This window comes from Micromonospora sp. WMMD1120 (genome assembly GCF_029626235.1).
Lineage (GTDB): Bacteria > Actinomycetota > Actinomycetes > Mycobacteriales > Micromonosporaceae > Micromonospora.
Map to the genome: position 1 here is coordinate 6,596,682 of NZ_JARUBO010000005.1, position 17,463 is coordinate 6,614,144.

The 17,463-nt window shown below is 70.8% G+C and carries 13 protein-coding genes; 3 read left to right on the plus strand and 10 right to left on the minus strand.

All coding sequences use genetic code 11. From position 1 onward, the window contains the following. Positions 1–16: 16 nt before the first annotated feature. From O7634_RS29420 to O7634_RS29450, 7 genes are all read right to left on the minus strand, one after another. Positions 17–1,321 carry an MFS transporter gene (locus O7634_RS29420; protein ID WP_278153389.1) on the minus strand — a complete coding sequence of 435 codons (1,305 nt, stop codon included), beginning with the start codon at positions 1,319–1,321 and terminating at the stop codon, positions 17–19. Then, on the minus strand, positions 1,318–2,916 hold the full coding sequence (locus O7634_RS29425) for a condensation domain-containing protein (RefSeq protein WP_278153390.1): 1,599 nt from the start codon (positions 2,914–2,916) through the stop codon (positions 1,318–1,320). Before O7634_RS29425 ends, O7634_RS29420 begins: the two co-directional genes overlap by 4 nt. Further along, a complete protein-coding gene (locus O7634_RS29430; RefSeq protein WP_278153391.1) occupies positions 2,913–4,211 on the minus strand; it encodes a cytochrome P450 in 1,299 nt (432 codons plus the stop codon). The genes O7634_RS29425 and O7634_RS29430 overlap by 4 nt, the downstream gene beginning before the upstream one ends. Then, positions 4,208–5,569 carry a condensation domain-containing protein gene (locus O7634_RS29435; RefSeq protein WP_278153392.1) on the minus strand — a complete coding sequence of 454 codons (1,362 nt, stop codon included), beginning with the start codon at positions 5,567–5,569 and terminating at the stop codon, positions 4,208–4,210. The genes O7634_RS29430 and O7634_RS29435 overlap by 4 nt, the downstream gene beginning before the upstream one ends. Next, a complete protein-coding gene (locus O7634_RS29440) occupies positions 5,566–7,383 on the minus strand; it encodes a non-ribosomal peptide synthetase (protein ID WP_278153393.1) in 1,818 nt (605 codons plus the stop codon). Before O7634_RS29440 ends, O7634_RS29435 begins: the two co-directional genes overlap by 4 nt. Before the next feature lie 26 nt (positions 7,384–7,409). Further along, positions 7,410–8,168 carry an N-acetyltransferase gene (locus O7634_RS29445; RefSeq protein WP_278153394.1) on the minus strand — a complete coding sequence of 253 codons (759 nt, stop codon included), beginning with the start codon at positions 8,166–8,168 and terminating at the stop codon, positions 7,410–7,412. Positions 8,169–8,256: 88 nt separating this feature from the next. Further along, a complete protein-coding gene (locus O7634_RS29450) occupies positions 8,257–9,357 on the minus strand; it encodes an amidinotransferase (RefSeq protein ID WP_278153395.1) in 1,101 nt (366 codons plus the stop codon). A 1,014-nt stretch (positions 9,358–10,371) separates the two neighbouring features. On the opposite strand from O7634_RS29450, the gene O7634_RS29455 reads away from it, so the two are divergent. The 3 genes from O7634_RS29455 to O7634_RS29465 all read left to right on the plus strand — a co-directional run bounded on the left by O7634_RS29455 (position 10,372) and on the right by O7634_RS29465 (position 12,516). After that, positions 10,372–10,539: a hypothetical protein gene (locus O7634_RS29455; protein ID WP_278153396.1), complete on the plus strand. Its 168-nt coding sequence runs from the start codon at positions 10,372–10,374 to the stop codon at positions 10,537–10,539. Between the two features lie 64 nt (positions 10,540–10,603). Continuing rightward, entirely contained in the window at positions 10,604–11,602 is a 999-nt protein-coding gene (locus tag O7634_RS29460) for a cupin-like domain-containing protein (protein WP_278153397.1), read from the plus strand. A gap of 50 nt (positions 11,603–11,652) precedes the next feature. Beyond that, positions 11,653–12,516, plus strand: coding sequence for a serine protease (locus tag O7634_RS29465; RefSeq protein ID WP_278153398.1), 864 nt, complete (start codon positions 11,653–11,655; stop codon positions 12,514–12,516). A 410-nt stretch (positions 12,517–12,926) separates the two neighbouring features. Here O7634_RS29465 and O7634_RS29470 read toward each other — a convergent pair whose 3' ends face one another. From O7634_RS29470 to O7634_RS29480, 3 genes are read right to left on the minus strand one after another with little or no spacing between them, the layout of a single operon-like run. Then, positions 12,927–14,456, minus strand: coding sequence for an RICIN domain-containing protein (locus tag O7634_RS29470; RefSeq protein ID WP_278153399.1), 1,530 nt, complete (start codon positions 14,454–14,456; stop codon positions 12,927–12,929). A 14-nt stretch (positions 14,457–14,470) separates the two neighbouring features. Continuing rightward, a complete protein-coding gene (locus O7634_RS29475; RefSeq protein WP_278153400.1) occupies positions 14,471–15,910 on the minus strand; it encodes a glycoside hydrolase family 43 protein in 1,440 nt (479 codons plus the stop codon). Between the two features lie 31 nt (positions 15,911–15,941). Further along, positions 15,942–17,339 (minus strand): family 43 glycosylhydrolase, encoded by a 1,398-nt coding sequence (locus tag O7634_RS29480; protein ID WP_278153401.1) that lies wholly within the window; start codon positions 17,337–17,339, stop codon positions 15,942–15,944. Between the last annotated feature and the right edge of the window lie 124 nt (positions 17,340–17,463).

Here is a 17,463-nt window from a genome sequence, read left to right on the forward strand (position 1 = left end):
CCATTGGTCGTCTCCTTCAGCGTTCTGTGTGCAGTGCGTGGTCGTCGTCGGGTTGGTCCTGGTCCTCGGTGATGCGCAGACCGCGGATCGGGGACAGCGCCAGCAGGATGGTCGGTACCAGCAGCGCGGCGCCCGAGAGCAGGACGACAGCCCGCGAGCTCGTCGCCTCGGCGGCGACCCCGCCGATCAGCGATCCCAGCGGGATGGCGCCCCAGATCAGGAAGCGCATCGTGGCGTTCGTACGGCCGAGCAGCGGGGCGGGGGTCACCGCCTGCCGGATGGTCACCGCCGCCACGTTGAAGATCGGGATGCCGCTCACGAACAGCAGGTAACCGCCGCCGGCCAGGACCAGACCGAGCCCCATCCCGGCCGGCGCCACCCCCACCAGGAGGACGCCGGCCGCCATCGTGACGCTGCCGGCGAGGAAGCCACCGCCGATGCCGGTGCGGTTCGATATCCAGTCGGCGGCGAGTGACCCCAGCACCCCGCCGACGCCGCCCAGGCTCAGCAGCACACCGACGAACACGGCGCCCAGCCGCAGGTCGTCGACGATGTAGAGGTACTGGATCGCCAGGAACGCGTAGACGCAGAGGTTGGTGAGGGCGGCGACCCCGGCGTTCCACCGCAGCACGTCCGACCGCCAGACGAAGGCGACACCCTCCTTGATCTCCTGCCAGGCGGACCGCGTCCCGCCCTCTGTGGTCTCCTGTCCGCTCCCGTCCTTCGGCAGCCCGGACAGCATGGCCCCGGAGACGAGAAACGACAGCGCGTCCACGACCAGGGCGTAGGGCGCCGTGATGAGCTGGACCAGCGCCCCACCCAGGCTGGGCCCCACCACCTCGCTGCCGGCGCGCGTCGCTTCGAGCTTGGCGTTCGCCTCGGTCAACTGCTCGCGGGGCACCAACGCGGGCATGATCGACAGCGCGGCCACGTCGGACAGGACGGTCAACGTGCCGAGCAGGAACGCCACCACGTAGAGCTGCGTCACCGTCATCCAGTCCAGCGCGGCCGCGATCGGGATGGTCAGCACGAGCGGCGCGCGCAGGACGGAGGCGACAATCAGCAGCCGCCGGCGGGACCAGCGGTCGACGAGGACGCCCGCCATCAGGGCGAAGAGCAGGAACGGCACCCGCTCGGCCGCGACGAGCAGACCCAGTTGGACGGGTGAGGCGTCCAGCACGAGCACGGCGGTGAGCGGGATGGCGACCATGCTGACCTGGAAGCCGGTCTGCGCCACGGCCTGCGAGCCGACGTAGGTGGCATAGCCACGACGTCGCCAGAGCGACGGCCGCGACGGTGTGGCCGTGCCGCTCCCGGTCATCGTGCGCGATCTCCCTCGATCGGCGTCGCCCGCTCGTCCGGGTGGTGCACCAGCCGGTCGAGCGCGCCGACCATCCACTCGGCCAGCTCGGTGGCCCGCCGCCGCGGATGCCGCACGGTGTCGACGGTCACGTCGAGCTGGAGCCCGAAGGCGCGGGGAGCGTAGATGCCCTCGACGCGGATCGGCACGCTGGTGCTGTCCCGCCAGTCCTCCTCCGCCTCGATGAGCCCCTCGGCGAGCAGCTCGTCGATGTTGTGGAAGTTCACGAAGTTCAGCGCCACGTCGAAGGGTCGCCGGCCGAGCAACTCGATGACCTCGGAGTACGGGAACCGCCGTTGGGGCAACAGTTCGCGCTCCGCCTCGAACGCCTGCCGCGCGAGGTCCCGCCAGGTGGCCCCGGTCGAGGTCAGGCGCACCGGCAGGTGGTTGAGGAACAGCCCGAGAGTCAGGTCCGCTCCCGGTTGCTCGGGCCGTCCGCTCATCGACAACCCGGCCACCTGCGCGGTTCCGAACGCGGCCTCGACCGCGGTGTAGTAGGCCGCCACCACCAGGCTCTTGATCGGCAGGCCCCACGCCGTCGAGCGCTCGGCCAGAGCGTCGACCACGGGCCGGGGCGCGAGCAGGGAGACCTTGTGGGGTACCGGCGGAGCGGCCCGGCGGGTCTGCCGCCGCGCGCCGGGCGGCCCCTCCCGGAACCGGGCGAAGAACTGCCGCTGCCCCTCGTCGGCGAGCGCCTCGCGCTCCAGCCGGACGAACTCGGAGAACGGTGCCGGCGACGCCAGCTCGATCCGCTCGCCCCGCAGCAGCGCCCGGTAGGTCTTGATCAGCTCAAGCGCCAGGACGGACTCGCTCCACCCGTCGAGGATCGCGTGGTGGAACGCGTACGTGAGGCGGAAGCGTTCCGGCCCGGTCGGCGCGGCGTGGGCGCGGAGCAGCGGAACACCGTCGAGGTCGAAGGGGCGGGCGAGCTTCTCCATCGTCGCGGCACGACGGGCCGCCACCTCCTCGTCGGGCAGCCCACGGAGGTCGTCCAACTCCAGCTCGACGGTCGCCTGCTCCTCGACGAGCTGCAACGGCTCGCTGTAGCCGTCCAGGTCGAACCGGGTGCGCAGGATCGGGTGGCGGCGCACCACCTCGTCCAGCGCCTGGCGGAGCACCTCGACGTCGAGGCGCAGCAGGACCTCGCGGGAGACCACGTCGACGTAGAGAGCGCCTCCGCTGGCCGCGTTCTCGTAGATCAGCCCGAGCTGTAGCCGCGTCATCGGGTAGGCAGCGCTCACCCCGGCGGGGAGTTGCTCCCGATCGGCCTGGTCGAGCAGGGCCGCTGTCGGCGCGGCGTCGCCGCCGACGTCCGCCGTCAGGTTGCGGCAGGAGCCGCGCAGGTCAGGTCGTTGGAACAGGTCGACGAGTTTCAACGGCAGCCCGCGCTGCTCGGCCGCCGAGATGATCTCGATGGCGAGCAACGAGTCACCGCCGAGCGCGAAGAAGTCGTCGTCCGGCCCCACGTCACTGACGTGCAGCACCGACTCCCAGATCTCGGCCATCACCGACTCGACGGCGTTCAACGTCTTCCCGGTGTCCGTCGGCGTGCTCATCGCACCTCACCCTCCTCAGCCGGATGGGGCGGCCGGGTGTCCCGCGCCGCCGTGAACCGCACCGGCAGCCTGTTGAAGCCGCTCAGAAAATTGGAGTAGAGCCGCTTCGGCTCGCCGATCAGCTCCATCGCGTCGGTCGTCCGCACCAGGGCGGCGACCAGCGCGCCCAGCTCGATCCGTGCCAGCTGGGCGCCCAGACAGAAGTGAGGGCCGATCGCGAACGTCAGGTGGCGGTTGGGGGCGCGGGAGAGCCGCAACCGGGTGGGCTCGTCGAACTGCCGAGGGTCGAAGTTGGCCGAGGAGTTCCAGACGGTGACGATGTCGTCCCGGCCGATGCGCCGGCCGCCGAGGACGGTGTCCTCCGTGGCGACCCGCCCGGCGTGCAACGTGGGAGTGGTCCAGCGCAGGAACTCCTCGACAGCGGTCTCGACCGACACCTCGCCGGCGCGCAGCCGGGCCCACTCGTCGGGCCACCGGGTCAGGGCGTGCACCGTCCCGATCATCGACAGCCGGGTCGTCTCGTCCCCGCCGAGCAGCAGGCTGTAGGCGTTGTAGAGCAACTCCTGGTCGGTCAGCGCGATGGGCGACCTCGTCATCTGGATCAACAGGCCGAGGATGTCGTCGCCCGGGGTGTCCCGCCGCGATCGGGCCAACCTGGCGAAGTAGAGCAGGATCTCGTTGCGCGCCAGCCGCGCCTCGATCTCGGTGCCGCCCGGCCCCTCGGAGGCGAGCGCCAGCTTGCTCTGCGTGAGCAGCAACTCGCGGTCCTGCTCGGGAACCATGAGCAGGTCGCAGATCACCGCGAGCGGGATGTGCGGCGCCACCTCGTGACCCAGGTCGCAGTCCCCGCGCCGCACCGCCTCGCGCACCAGGCGCAGTGTGGCGCCGCGTACCTGCTCGGCCAGGCCGGCCAGGGCGCGAGGGGTCAGCGCGCGCAGCAGCACCCGCCTGATCTGCTGGTGCCGGGGGCCGTCGGAGACCGGCAGCATCTTGCCCCCGGCCGGGTCGCCACCGGTCAGGAGCGTGGCCAGGACGTTGCCGCGCGCGGACGTGTAGACGTCGCTGTTGCGGTAGACCTCGACCGCCGCGGCGTAGCTGCTGACCACCCAGAAACCACCATCGGCGGTGGGGTGCCAGGCCACCGGCTGCTCCTCCCGCAGCAGGCCCCACACCTCGCCCAGGTCACGCTCGGCATGGACCTCGGGTCGGGTCAGGTCGATGTCCGCGAGTGGCCCCGAGCCGAACTCCAGCGGCGGACGTCCGGTACGCGTCTCGCCGGCGACCTCGTTGGTCATCCTCGCCCCGTCCCGGAGAGCGCCGCGTCACCGTCGCCGGCCCGGCCGGGCTCGACCCCCGGCGCCTCGATCCCCTCGTCTCGCGTCACACCGGCGTCGATGGTGGCCGTGAACTGCTCGCTCAGGCGCCTGATCGTGGCCGGGGTGAACAGCTCGACCCGATAGTTGATCTGAATCTCGAGACCGTCGTCCTCGAAGACGGAGAACGTCAGGTCGAGCGGCGCGGCGGTCTGCGGCGGCGCCACCGGCCGTACCGCGAGGTCCCCGATGCGGTATTCGAAGATCGACTCGGGTTGGTGGACGAAGGCCGTCTGGAGGAATGCCGTCTGGTGCGGCCGGCGCGGAGGCCGCACCGCCGACAGCAACATGTCGAAGGGCAGGTCCTGGTGGTCCTGCGCGTCGAGCACGGTCCGCCGCACCCGCCGCACGACCGCCCGGAAGCCCGGCCCGCCGCTCAACTCCGTCCGCAGCACCAGGTTGTTGACGAAGAAGCCGATCAGCCCGTCCACACCCGGCTCGCTGCGATCGGCGACCGACGTCGTCACCACGATGTCCGTCGCACCGGTCTCCCTCGACAACAGCACCTTGTACGCCGCCAGCAGCACCATGAACACCGTGGCGTTCTGTTCCCGCGCCACCGCCCGTACGCCGTCCAGCACCGTGCGGTCGAGGGAGAAGCCGAACGTGCTGCCGTCGCGGGACGCCACGCCCGACGGATCCCTGTCGTACGGCAACGTCAGGTAGGCCGGCGCCCCGGACAGCCGCTCGCGCCAGTAGCCCTCCAGCTCCGACCGTCGCTCCTGGGTCAGCGACTCGCGCTGCCGGACCGCGAAGTCCGCGTACTGCATGGGCAACGCGCCCAGCGGTGGCGGATCTCCCGCCGCCAGCGCCGGGTACAACGCCACCAGCTCGTCCTGGAGCACCATGCCGGACCAGCCGTCCGTCACGATGTGGTGCGCGTTGAGGAGCAACAGGCCGCTGTCGTCGGCCTCCAGGATCAGCCGAGCACGGAACAACGGCCCCCGGACCAGATCGAACGGGCGCTCCAGCTCCGCCCGGACGGCCTGGTCGACAGCGCCGGCGCCGGCGCCACTGCAGTCCACCACCGTTAGGTCGACGCCGCTCGGCTCGTTCACCACCTGCGTCGGCACCCCGCGGTCGGTCACGAACGTCGTGCGCAACACCTCGTGCCGCTCGACCACGGCGTCCAGGCACGCCCGCAGCACGTCCGCCCGCATCGCGCCACGCCACCGCAGCAACAACGGGGTGCTGTACGCGAGGCTCGGCGCGACCTGCTCCGCGAGCCACAACCGTCGTTGCCCGAACGACAGCGGCATCCGTCGCTGGGCGGGGCTCATGACGTGCTCCGCAGGCGTTCGACGTACTGGACCAGGGCGGCCGGGGTGCGGTTCTCCAGCACGTCCCGGAACCGGATGGTGACCCCGAAGTGCTCGCTCACCCGGGCGGCTATCCGCATGCCGGACAGCGAGTTGCCGCCGAGTTCGAGGAGGTCGGCGTTCGGCCCGCACTCGTCGATCCCGAGGGCCTGGCACCAGATCTTGGTCATCTCGGCCGCGTGCCCGTCGTCGGCGGGCTCGCCGGTGACGACGCCACCGGCGGCCGCGGCACGGGTCGTCAGGGCGTCCACGTCGATCTTGCCCGAGGAGAGCAGTGGCATCGCGTCGAGGACGACGACGCTCGCCGGCATCATGAACGCGGGAACCCGCCCGGCCAGATGCTCCCTGACCTGCTCGACGTCGTACGAAGCATCGGCCAGCTCCAGGAAGGCGACGAGGCCGGCGTGACCCGAGGCCTCCCGCCGGGACACGACACAGGCCCGATGGACGGCCGGGTGCGCGGTGAGGACGCCCTCGATCTCGCTGGGGTTGACCCGGAAGCCATTGATCTTGACCTGGCGGTCGACGCGTCCCACGAAGTGCAGCCGCCCGGCCTCGTCGACCATGCCGAGGTCCCCGGTGCGGTACCGCCGGGCCCCGGACCGGTCCGGTATGAACGCCGCGGCGGTGCCGTCCGGGTCGTTCCAGTAGCCGGCGCCCACCCCGGGACCGCCGATGACCAGCTCACCCACCGACCCCGTGGGGACCGGCCGCAGCTCGTCGTCGAGCACCTGCGTGGTCACCGTCGGACACGGGCCACCCAGGGGCATCGACGGGAACCGGTCCGCCGGCACACTCCGGTCGTCGCGGTAGATCGTCGAGGTCACACAGGTCTCGGTCAGGCCGTAGCAGTTCCACAGGTCCACCTCGGCGGGCACCGCGTCGCGCCACACCGCCAGGTCGTCCGCCGACGCCCGCTCCCCGCCGATCAGCACGCTCCGTACGCAGCCCGGCAGCCGCTCCGAGCCGCCCCGGAACTCCAGGCACAGCTCCCGCCAGTACGCGGTGGGCAGGTAGAGGTGCGAGATCGACTGCTCGGCGAGTTCGCGCAGGAAGTGCGGAACCCCGTAGTCGGCCTCGTCGGTGCAGATCGTCAACGGTGTGCCGCAGAACAGCGGAAGGATCATCTCCTCGATGCTCGAATCCCAACCCAGCGCGCCGAAGTGCAGGGCGTGGTGCTCCGGGCCCGGGGCGTAGGGAGACGCGACGGCGGCGACGAGGTTGTAGAGCGACGCGTGCTCGATCATGACGCCCTTGGGTTGGCCGCTCGACCCGCTGGTGTAGACGAGACAGGCGAGGTCGTGCGGCGCCGGCCGACCCGGCGTCGCGGCGCTCGCGGGCTCGGACCGGTCGGCGGCGGCCTGTTCGACGTCGAGCACCGGGCAGTCGGGCCACGCCGCGCGCAGGCTCGCGGCGTTGCGACTGTCGGTCAGGATGGCGCCGGGCCGCACCTGCTCCAGGATGGTGCGCAGGCGTTGCTCCGAGATCGCCTCGTTCAGCGGCACGTACACGCCGCCGGCACGCCACACCCCGAGCATCGCCACCACCGCCCACTCGCTGCGGGACGTGACGACGACGACGGACGGGCGGTCGCCCGGCACGGCGACCGCGGTCAACGCGCGCTGCGTGTTGCGCACCAGCTCGTCGAGTTGCCGATGGGTCAACCAGCGCCGCCGTGACCTGACCGCCAGGGCGTCGGGCGTCGCCGCCGCGCGCGCGGCTATCGCCTCGTGGACGAGGCTGTCCGACAGGTCGGCGTGCACAGCGTCGGGCATCGAAGTCGCCTCCGCGGGAGAAGGGGTCAGGACAGTGGCTGGTGCACCCAGACGTTGGGTTCGACGTACGCGGCCGAGTCGTGGGTGAGATCGCAGTGCACCGGCACCATCGCGCCGGGAACGATGACCGGGCCGTCGGTGTCGAACGGCAACCCCGTCCAGCGTCGCCACTGGGCGAGCGAGCCGACCACGACCATCGACGCCGGGGCGATACCGACGATCGACGCGCCGAGCCTGGCGTGCGCGCGCAGCAGCGGGTCCGCCGGCAGGCCCTCGGGTGTCAGCCGGGCCACGTACTCGGCGAGCGTCATCTCCGGGACCGCCGTCTTGCCGGGCGGCCGTACCGGGGCGACGAAGTGACGCATCCCCTTGGCGCGGGCGATGGCGTGGAACCGGCGCAGGATCTCGGCGCCCAGTCCGGAGCTGCGCATGTCGGGGCGGATGTTGACCTCCAGGCCGCAGAGCGCGTCGCCGCCGTAGCCGGCGAAACGGGCGATGCGGCCCAGGATGATCGCCGCGTCCCAGCCGGTGTCGGGCAGCCCGGCCGGCGGCTCCTCGGCGAGCCCGATCGGCACCGAGTAACCCCGCGCGATCACCTCGTCGGGGCTGTCGGCCGGCGTGGCGATCACCGTGTAGTCGGTGTAGTGCTCGGCCGCGTCCAGGTAGAAGCCCTGCCCGACCTGGTCGTGCCGCATGAACTCCGGCCAGCCGCCGTCGAGCGTGTCCACCTTCTGCGCGAGGTGGGGCCGTTCGGTGAGCGTGGTGATCTCGATGCCCTCGATCACGACGCCACCAACTGACGACTCTGGCAGTCGGCGGCGTGATCGAGCGGTTGCGCGTGGGCCATCGTCTCTCTCTCGGTGTCTGGTCCGGTCAGTCCAGGTAGGACTGGAGGGCGCCCGAGCGACGGACGTCCAGGGTGGCGCAGTGGAACGAGCCGCCGAAGCTGTTGAAGTTGCGGAAGTTGCAGGGAATCGGGGTGAAACCCCAGCTCCGCAGCGCCGCGATCATCGGCTCGTCCTGGGCCTCGACGACGACGCGGTTCTCGTCGATCGAGAACAGGTTCATGTTGATCCACTTGCTCGTCATGTAGAGCGGGTGGGAGTCCGGCAGCGCCGGCGTCGGCGCGGGCAGCAGGTCCCAGGCCTTGAACATCTGCGGGACCTTCGTCACCCGCTCCGGGTTGACCAGCAGCTTGCCGGGCGCGAGCGGGGTGATGGTCGCGTCGATGTGCATCGGGTGGTCGTCGTCGAACTCGAGCAGCCGTACCCGGTACTGGTCGCCGAGGTGGCGGGCCAGCCAGGCGACGCCGAACTCGTTCGTGACGTTGCTCTTCTGCCCGACGATGTCGCGGCCGAAGCGCATGAAGTCCGCCGCGTCGAATGTGGGCTCGAACTCGGTCACCACCAACCGGGTCGGGTCACCCGGGGCGGGTTCCGACCATTCCAGGTCGTAGAGCTCGTCGAGCAGCTCCGGCTTCGGACCAGCGCTCCACCGGGCGCCACCGTGGAAGTATTCCTTCAGCAGCGGGCGGTAGGCCAGGCTCTCGTAGTAGCGCGACCGCCACGCCATCGGGCACTCGATGATCTCCTCGCCCACCACCAGCAGCGCGTCACGCGGCATGGCCGCGTACATCCCGGTGCTCGTCCAGGCGCCGGTCGAGTACTCGCGGCGCTGCGGGATCGGCTCCGGCCGGCGCACCGTGACGCCCTCGGCCTCCAGCAGGCTGACGAACTCGTCGAGCTCCCGCTTCGCGGCCCTGACGATCTCGGGCGGGAACGGCCGCCCCTGCTCGCGTCGGAACGTCTCGTGCTGGCCGGCCGGGATGACCGGCTCCAGCGCGGGGTGCCAGGGCGGGAACGTCGCGTCGTCGACGATGCCGACGACGACCTCCTCCAGTGGATCCCATTCGGTGTACGAGCGGACCGGACTGTTGGTCACCTCCGGCGAGATGACCGCCTCTTCTAGGAACATGACCCGCCTTCGCTGGTGGTTGGTCGGTTATCGATCCCTGCCCATGGACAGCAGCATCCTCGCTGCGGGGGCGCCGATCGTCGGCACATCAAGGAAGTTGAGGTGAACGAAGCGGACCGGCTCGGCTGCCGGCGCGCCGCACGGTCGTCAGCACGGCGAGGGTGCTGTCGTCGAGGTGGTGGCGAGCGTCGACCCCGGCCCCGTCGGCTGCTCGGAACGCTCGGGCCAGCTCAGTTCGGGACGCTCGACGGAGTGCCGCGCGCGGAGGCCCGTCGCCTCCTCGCGCCGGCGGCGGGCGGCGGGACGGACGCCCACTCGGCGCCCCCGCGACGGACCGGAATGTCGAAACAAGAATGCGCCACGAACCCTGCCCGGCACGAGGGGGCGAGGGTTTCCGGCGTCGCCATCACATTTTTGGATATGGACCGGTGGATGCTCTGCATCAATTGTTCAACCCCGTTATTGTCGGATGAGTAAACCGACCGACGCCGATGCTAACCCACGCTTCACTGATCTTCAACGATGCCGCTCCCCGATGGCCCATTTTGTCGCCCTGACCAGGAGAGATGCGCCAAAAACTACGCGCCGTGACGTTGCCCGGAGCAACGGTTGGGTCGGCCCGTCACGAGCCCGCGGCGCTGTCGATCGGCGAGCGGGCGACGCGGCCGACCACACGGGCAGCGCGACACCCGGCCTTCGCCCCGGACGCGGCAGGCCACCCCGGCGCCGATCCGGCAACACCACCCGACGTCCCGCGCCGAGCCGCGACCGGCGAATGAGAGCCCGGCAATTGCCGGGAAAACCATCGTTAATGTACGGTCACACAGCGCTGCCCGTTACCCGCGCGCACTCATCCCAGCGCAGTCGCAGACGGTGACGACGGCGGAATAAAGGGTCGGAATGTGTCGCCTCCCACGGCGCGGAGACGGTCACCAACACGCTCTGTCGGTATTAGTTTTTTTGTAGCGGGAGCGCCCCTTGACGGCGCGGAGCACCAACGGCAAACATTGCTCCGTGGCGATACTGGGAGGCACCCTCGGTGGCGCCGTCGCCGTCCCGGCGGTGCTCGCCGCCGCCACCACGCCGACCACGCCGCCGGCCGCGCGCCCACCGGACCGCACCGGGCCCGGCGGCACCGGCCGGGTGCCGGGCGGCTCTCCCGCGCCGACGGCAGCCGGATGACCGCCTCCGGGTGAGCGCCCCCACGGCGGGTGGCCGGCCGGAACCCCGCAGAGGAAGTGACACCATGACACTCGACTCAAGCCTCGGTGACGGCCCCTCGACCGACCTCGACGAACTACCCGAGCGCCTGCGCGCCGCCGGCCTGCGAATCCAGGCCGTGCCGGAGGTCGTCGACGCCACCCCCGCGGATCTGGAGCAGGCGCTCCGGCAGCGCCGCGGGCCGGCGCTGTTCCGCGGGTTGGCGGACGACTGGCCGGCCCGCTCGGCGTGGACACTCCCCCGGCTCCGGTCCGATCACGGCGACCGGCAGGTCACCGCGCTGATGGACCTGCCCGCCAACGGCGTGCTCTTCCCCACCGACCAGAAGAACTACGAGCAGAGCATGCCCTTCGCGCAGTTCGTCGACCGGATGCAGGTCGCGACTGCGGCGTCGCCGTGCTACCTGGCCTACACCCGGGTCGGGGACCTGTTCCCGGACGAGGACTACGACTTCCGCCAGTACACGAGCGGCTACGGCGACGACACCGACACCCGGGTCTGGATCGGCTCGGCCGGCACCCGCTCGATGCTGCACTCGGACCTCAAGGACAACCTGTTCTGCCAGGTCGTCGGCGAGAAGAGCATCTTCCTGGTGCCGTGGTCGGACACCACGGCGGTCTATCCCTTCCCGGACAACCTGGTCAACAGCCGGGTCGATCTGGCGGCGGTCGACCTCGGCCAGTTCCCCCGTCTGCGGCAGGCCACCGTCTACGCCGGCACGGTCCGCCCCGGCGACATCCTCTACATGCCCAGTGGCACGTGGCACGACATCCGCTCCCGGACCGCGTCGGTGTCCATCAACCACTGGTTCGGCCCGTCGTTGCAGGCCGGTGACTACCTGCGCCTGCTGGTGCGGCTGGGTCCGGCGTACTGGCGGGCCACAGTCGCCGACTTTCTCCGGCACGGCGTTCTCGGCCGCCGGGAGGAGACGCGGTTCTTCTTCAGCCCGGCGTCCACCGGCAAGCGGCTGTACGACCTCGTGCGGTTCGGGAACTTCAACCGCGACAACGACCCGACCACCTGACTCCCGCACCACCCCGACGCCCACCAGGCAGAACAAGAGAAAGGTCTACGTTGCGACACGTCAGAACCACACGAACAGTCACGGCGGCGGCGGCGCTCCTCGCGCTGCTCGGCGGCGCGGCGCCGGCCCACGCGGCGACCGCGACCGAGCCGGGTGACGTCAGCACCACCATCGTCGGCGGGAGCGACGCCACCAAGCCCTATCCGGGGATGGCCTCGTTGCAGGTCAGGCAGGCGGACAACACCGTCAACCACGCCTGTGGCGCGGTCCTGGTGCACCCGTCGTACGCCGTCACCGCCGCGCACTGCGTCACCAGGCAGGACCTTTCCGTGCTGGACCCGGGCGTGCTCCAGTTACGGATCGGCTCGCTCGACCGGACCAGCGGCGGCACCCTCGCCACGGTGACCCGGGTGCTGCCGCACGCCGACTGGGACTGGTTCCAGGGCGCGAACGGCCGGATCGCCGACATCGCCCTGCTGCGGTTGGCGAGGCCGGTGCCGCGGGCGCCGTTCCTCATCTTCCCGGCGGGCGAGTCGGGCAGCGTCGCCCGGCTCCTCGGCTGGGGTTCGGTGCAGCCGGACGCGAGCGGCCCGTACCCGGTCAGGTTGCAGGAGCTGGACTCGACGATGATGCCCGACAGCCGCTGCGCCGCGGCCGGACTCAGCGCGGGCGAGATCTGCGTCGACAGTCCCGGCGGCACGTCCGGGATCTGCCTCGCCGACAGTGGCGGGCCCGCGCTACGGCAGGTCGTCCCCGGTTTCTGGACGGTCGTCGGCCTCACCAGTCGGGGCGCCGCCACCTACTGTGGCGAGAACCCGATCGTCTTCACCAGCCTGCACTACTACCGGCCGTGGATCCACCGGGTGATCGCGACCGGTCAGGTGCCACCGTCGGCGGCGCAGCTCGCCGGCTGACCGTCGACCCACCGGTCCGCCCCGGCCACCCATCGGGTGGTCGGGGCGTTTCGGTGCGCCCGTCACGACGTGACGGACCCGTGCCCGGCGTCGTCGTCGGTGATCGGCGCCGCGTGAACCACGGGCCACCGGCCACGATGACCTCGTCGACCTCGAAGCGGGCGTCCGGGATCAGGCGGAACACCCGCTCCCACCACAGCCGCATCGCCGCGACCGTGCGCCGCTCGCCGGAGAGGGCATGGGAACCGTAGAAGCGGTAGCTGAACCCGGGCGCGAGCGACGCCAGCATCGGCTCGTAGTTGCCCTTGTTGATCTCCGCGAAGACCGCGCGAACCTTCGCCGCGACGATGCGGTGGTACATCCGGGCCTCCGAAGGTGATCCCCGACGACAGCGACTCCTGATCATCGCGTCAGACTGTCGTACGCGACCACTGCTGGTTGGTGCCGCCGTTGCACGTGTACTGCTTGAGGACCACGCCGTCGGCGGTGGCGGCGGCCGGCACGTCCACGCACTTACCGCTGTGCCGGGCGCGCAGCGCGAAGTAACTGCCGTTGGCGACCATCTGGAACTGCTGGTTCGCCCCGCTGCCACAGGTGTACTGGATGAGGTCGGCGCCGTCGGCGGTCGAGGCGCTCGTCACGTCCAGGCACCTGCCGCTGTGCCGGCTGACGACACGCCAGTAGCCGCTGCCGGCGTCCTGGAACTGCCACTGCTGCCAGGCGCTGCCGGCGTAGGTGTACTGGCCGACCCGCGCGCCGTTGTCGGTGTTCGGCTGCTGGACGTCCATCGCCTTGCCGCTGTGCCGCGCCGTGATCCGGTAGAAGGTTCCCGTCGTCGGCGGCGGCGTCGTGGGGTCGCCGCCGCCGACGGTGTCGCCCCACGCGTACCGGATGCGGTCCGCGCCGGAGGCGTTGCGGATGGTCAGGTCGAGGGCGGTGCCGCTGCCGCTGAGCGAGAACATCGAGTACCAGTCGTACCCGATGGTGCCCGGCTTGCCACCGAGGGCGGGCCAGTAGGTGCCACCCATCTGGTTGTCCCGCATCACCTGCGCCGTGGCGCGGATGTGGCGGACGAAGTTGTCGGTGCTGCCCGCGTCGGCGTAGTTGCGGCCGTCGTTCATGGGCGCGCCGAACTCGGTCGCGACGGCGCGGGAGGCGCAGTTGCCGAGCCGGGTCTGGATGTGGCTGCGGAAGGCGTCGTAGGTCATCGCGCCGTAGAAGAAGGCGTAGTGGTGGAAGGAGAGCAGCGTCGAGGCGAAGCGACTGTCGTTGCAGATGTCGCGCAGGTCCTGGCTGAAGCCGGTGCCGCCGATGAGCACCCGGCCGGGCGGCGCCGAGTAGTGGTAGCTGAGCCAGTTGGCCGCCACGGTGCGCCACTCCGCGGAGCTGTAACCGTGCGGCTCGTTCATCGGCTCGAAGTAGACGTTGGCGTTGCCGCCGTACGCGTTGGTCACCGTCGACCACATCGCGTTCCACGCGGCGAGGTTCGTGATCCGACCGCCGGAGGCGGCGCCGTCCTCCCAGTAGGCCAGGATGACCTTGAATCCCCGGGCGGTGGCGGCGTCGATCGCGCCTCGGTACGCCTCCCACCACGCCGTCCCCACCGTGTGGGTGTTGATGGGCAGCCGGACGGTGTTGACCCCCATCGTGGACGCCATGTCGTCGTAGAGGGCGTTGGCCTTGGCCCGTACCGTCGCGTTGCTGTCGGACGGGCTCAGCCCCTGCACGACGAGCGGACCGGTGCTGAAGTTGTCACCCAGCACCGCCCAGTTCATGCCGCGGAACTGGTTGGTCGCGGCGGTGGCCGGCGACGGGGTGACGACGATGCCACCGACCATCGCGGTCACCCCGGCCAGCAGGGCGACGAGCGTCCGCCGCGGCGACCGGGGATGCCGCCGCGAGCGTGCCGCGGATCGGGCGGGCGACGTGCTACGGATCATGAGTTGTCCAATCATCAGCCGGTCACCCGGAAGGTGGCGTCGGCGCGGCTCTGGGCGTCGTTGATCGGGTCGAGCCGGAGCAGGTAGCCGTAGTGCCGGATGTGGCGGTCCGGGTGGCTGTAGGACTGGAACGACGTCCCCGAGGAGTCGGCCAGCCCGGCGACCCGCCGGAAGGTGGCGTCGGCGGCGAAGGTGGTGGAGCCGTCGTTGGCTTCCAGCCGGAAGTCGAACCCGTAGTGCCGCAGGTAGTAGCCGGGGTAGTTGACCGACTGGATGGAGACGGTGCCGGAGCCGGCCAGGCCGGGCACGAGCCGCCACTGCCCGTCCTGGGCCGGGCTGACGTTCGGGTCGATGCGGGCGTCGTAGTCGTAGTGCCGGACGTACCGGTCCGGGAAGTTGTACGACTGGATCCGGTTGACGGTGGTGTTCGGCCACCGGGCGAGCACCCGGCTCTGCTCGGCCGCCGTCAGGTTGAGGATCGAGCCGTGCCGTTTCTTCGTGCCACCCAGGTCGTACGAGCCCGACGACGGCAGCCGGTAGCTGCCCGGGCTCGACGGGTTGGTGGTCAGCACGGGCAGGTAGCCACGGCCGCTGGCGTACTGGTCGAGGTAGAGGACCCACTCGTTGCGGGCGTTGAACGGCATCCACATCGGGCCCTCGACCTGCGCGCCGGTGAGGCCGATGCCGGAGAGGTTCCCGAGGGTCGTCCAGGTGCCGAGGATGGAGTTGCTGCCCTCGATGGTGATCTGGGCGTCCCGGGACGCCCGTACGTACCGGTAGGCGCCGACGCCGGCCGGCACCTCGACGATCTGGGTGTCGATGATCTCCTGATTGCCGGACCGGTTGATGTAGACCTGCGGCGTGGTGACGCTGCGGAAGTCCGTCGTCCGCGCGTGGTAGACGCGGTGCTTGGTCGCCCCGTTGAGCGGGACGTTCGTCGCCCAGTAGAGGACGAAGTCACCGGTGGCCGGGTTCCAGATCGCCTCCGGCGCCCAGGCGTTGCGCCCGTCCGGGATGGCGCCCGCCACGTTGAGCAGCCACGGAGAGGACCAGTTGACCAGGTCGGTGGACTCCCACACGACGAGGTTGCGACTGCCGTTGTTGATCGCGGTCGACCAGTCCTGGCCGCAGCCGATGCACAGGTCCGTGGCGATGATCCAGTAGCGGTCGCCGGCGGGCGAGCGGACCAGGGCGGGGTCGCGGACGCCCCGGGTGCCGATGCCGGAGCGCAGCACCAGCCCGCCGTTGTTGAGGTCGGTCCAGCGGAGGCCGTCGGTGCTGTGGGCCAGGTAGATCTGCTGGTTGGTGGACGACTCGCCGGTGAAGTGCGCCATCAGGTAGCCGACGGTCGGGTCGAGCGCGGCGGCCTCCTTCGGCGTCGCGGCCGACCAGGTGGTGAACAGCAGCAGCGCGGCGACCAGCACCGCGCAGAGCCGGGCGGGGACTCTCGACATCGGTGGTTCTCCTTCGCGCGGGGGCGTACGGCTACAGGGTCGGTACGACGGTGCGGATGGTGCCGTCGGCGTTGAACTCCATCCGGTCGATGACGGTCTCCCGGTTGGTGCCGTTACCGGCGGGTACGGCGAACCGGTGGTAGGCGATGTACCAGGTGTCGGTGCCGGGCGCCCGGACGACGGAGTGGTGGCCGGTGCCCCGGATGCCGACCTCGACCCGCTTCTGCAGGACCAGACCACGCCTGGTCCACGGCCCGAGCGGCGACGTGCCGGTGGCGTACCCGACGCGGTAGTCCTCGCTGCGGGTGTCGCCCTCGGACCACATGAGGTAGTACAGGCCGTTGCGCTTGAACACGAAGGGCGCCTCGTTGTAACCGGACGGGGTGATGACCCGCGCCTGCGCCGGGTCGAAGGACACCAGGTCGGCGTTGAGCGGCACCGCCCGCGCGACGCCCTGCCCCCAGTACAGGTACGACCGCCCGTCGTCGTCGGTGAACACCATCGGGTCGATCGCCTGCCCGCCGGGGAACTGGTCGCCGCGGACGAGCGGTCGACCCAGGGCGTCCCGGAACGGCCCGGTGGGGCTGTCGGCCACCGCGACGCCGAGTTGCTTGACGGTGTTGCCGCTGGCCGCGCCACCGCTGAAGTACAGGTAGTAGCGGCCGTTGGCGCTGGCCACCGCCGGCGCCCAGGCCGAGTTGTCGGCCCAGGACACGTCCGGCCCGTGGTCGAGGATCACGCCGTGGTCGGTCCAGTTGACCAGGTCGGTGGAGGAGAACGCCTTGTAGTAGGTGCCGCCCCAGCCCGCGTACCCGTCGGTGGTCGGGTAGAGGTAGTAACGGCCGTTGAACACGGCGAGGTGCGGGTCGGCGAAGAGGCCCGGGACGACCGGCCCCCTGGTGGTCTTCGGCGCCCACGGCGCGACCAGGCGGAAGGAGCTGTCCGCCCGGAAGGTGGCGGTGTCCTGGTAGGCGTCGAGCCAGAGCGCGAAGTCGCGGTGCCGGATCCGCCGGTCCGGATAGTTGTACGAGGTGAGCGCCACCGATCCGGAGACCGCGCCGTCCACCGCGCAGAAGGTGGCATCGGCCCGGAAGGTCGCGTCGCCGGTGTTCGGGTCGACCCGTAGCCGGTAGTCGCGGTGCCGCAGGAACAGGCCGGCGGTGGTCTGGAACGAGTAGCAGGCCGGCGACGCCAGACCGTTGACCACTGTGAAGGTGGCGTCCAGCTTGACCTGGTTGACGCTGCCGGAGGTCACCGGGTCGAGCCGGCCGAGGTGGTCCATGTGTCGCACGTACCGCCCGGCCTGGTTGATGGCCTCCAGGGACCGGGCGCCGGTGGGCAGCGTGGCGGCCTGGGCCGGCGTCTGCGGAACCACCACGACGGCGGCGGCGAGCACCGCGGACGACACCAGGAGTGAACGCAGGCGCATCGTCGACACACTCCCGACTGTCGATGGAAAGATCATCTATGTTAGCGTTAACAAGATCGACTGCGGTGCACGGACATCGAACCGGTGCGGTGGGGTGCTGCCTCGAAGGGAAGCACGGAGGAGA

Bases quoted from the DNA above. Each gene is read 5' to 3' on its own strand.
- O7634_RS29420 (WP_278153389.1), bottom strand. From the start codon at position 1,321: ATGACCGGGAGCGGCACGGCCACACCGTCGCGGCCGTCGCTCTGGCGA.
- O7634_RS29425 (WP_278153390.1), bottom strand. From the start codon at position 2,916: ATGAGCACGCCGACGGACACCGGGAAGACGTTGAACGCCGTCGAGTCG.
- O7634_RS29430 (WP_278153391.1), bottom strand. From the start codon at position 4,211: ATGACCAACGAGGTCGCCGGCGAGACGCGTACCGGACGTCCGCCGCTG.
- O7634_RS29435 (WP_278153392.1), bottom strand. From the start codon at position 5,569: ATGAGCCCCGCCCAGCGACGGATGCCGCTGTCGTTCGGGCAACGACGG.
- O7634_RS29440 (WP_278153393.1), bottom strand. From the start codon at position 7,383: ATGCCCGACGCTGTGCACGCCGACCTGTCGGACAGCCTCGTCCACGAG.
- O7634_RS29450 (WP_278153395.1), bottom strand. From the start codon at position 9,357: ATGTTCCTAGAAGAGGCGGTCATCTCGCCGGAGGTGACCAACAGTCCG.
- O7634_RS29460 (WP_278153397.1), top strand. From the start codon at position 10,604: ATGACACTCGACTCAAGCCTCGGTGACGGCCCCTCGACCGACCTCGAC.
- O7634_RS29470 (WP_278153399.1), bottom strand. From the start codon at position 14,456: ATGATCCGTAGCACGTCGCCCGCCCGATCCGCGGCACGCTCGCGGCGG.
- O7634_RS29475 (WP_278153400.1), bottom strand. From the start codon at position 15,910: ATGTCGAGAGTCCCCGCCCGGCTCTGCGCGGTGCTGGTCGCCGCGCTG.
- O7634_RS29480 (WP_278153401.1), bottom strand. From the start codon at position 17,339: ATGCGCCTGCGTTCACTCCTGGTGTCGTCCGCGGTGCTCGCCGCCGCC.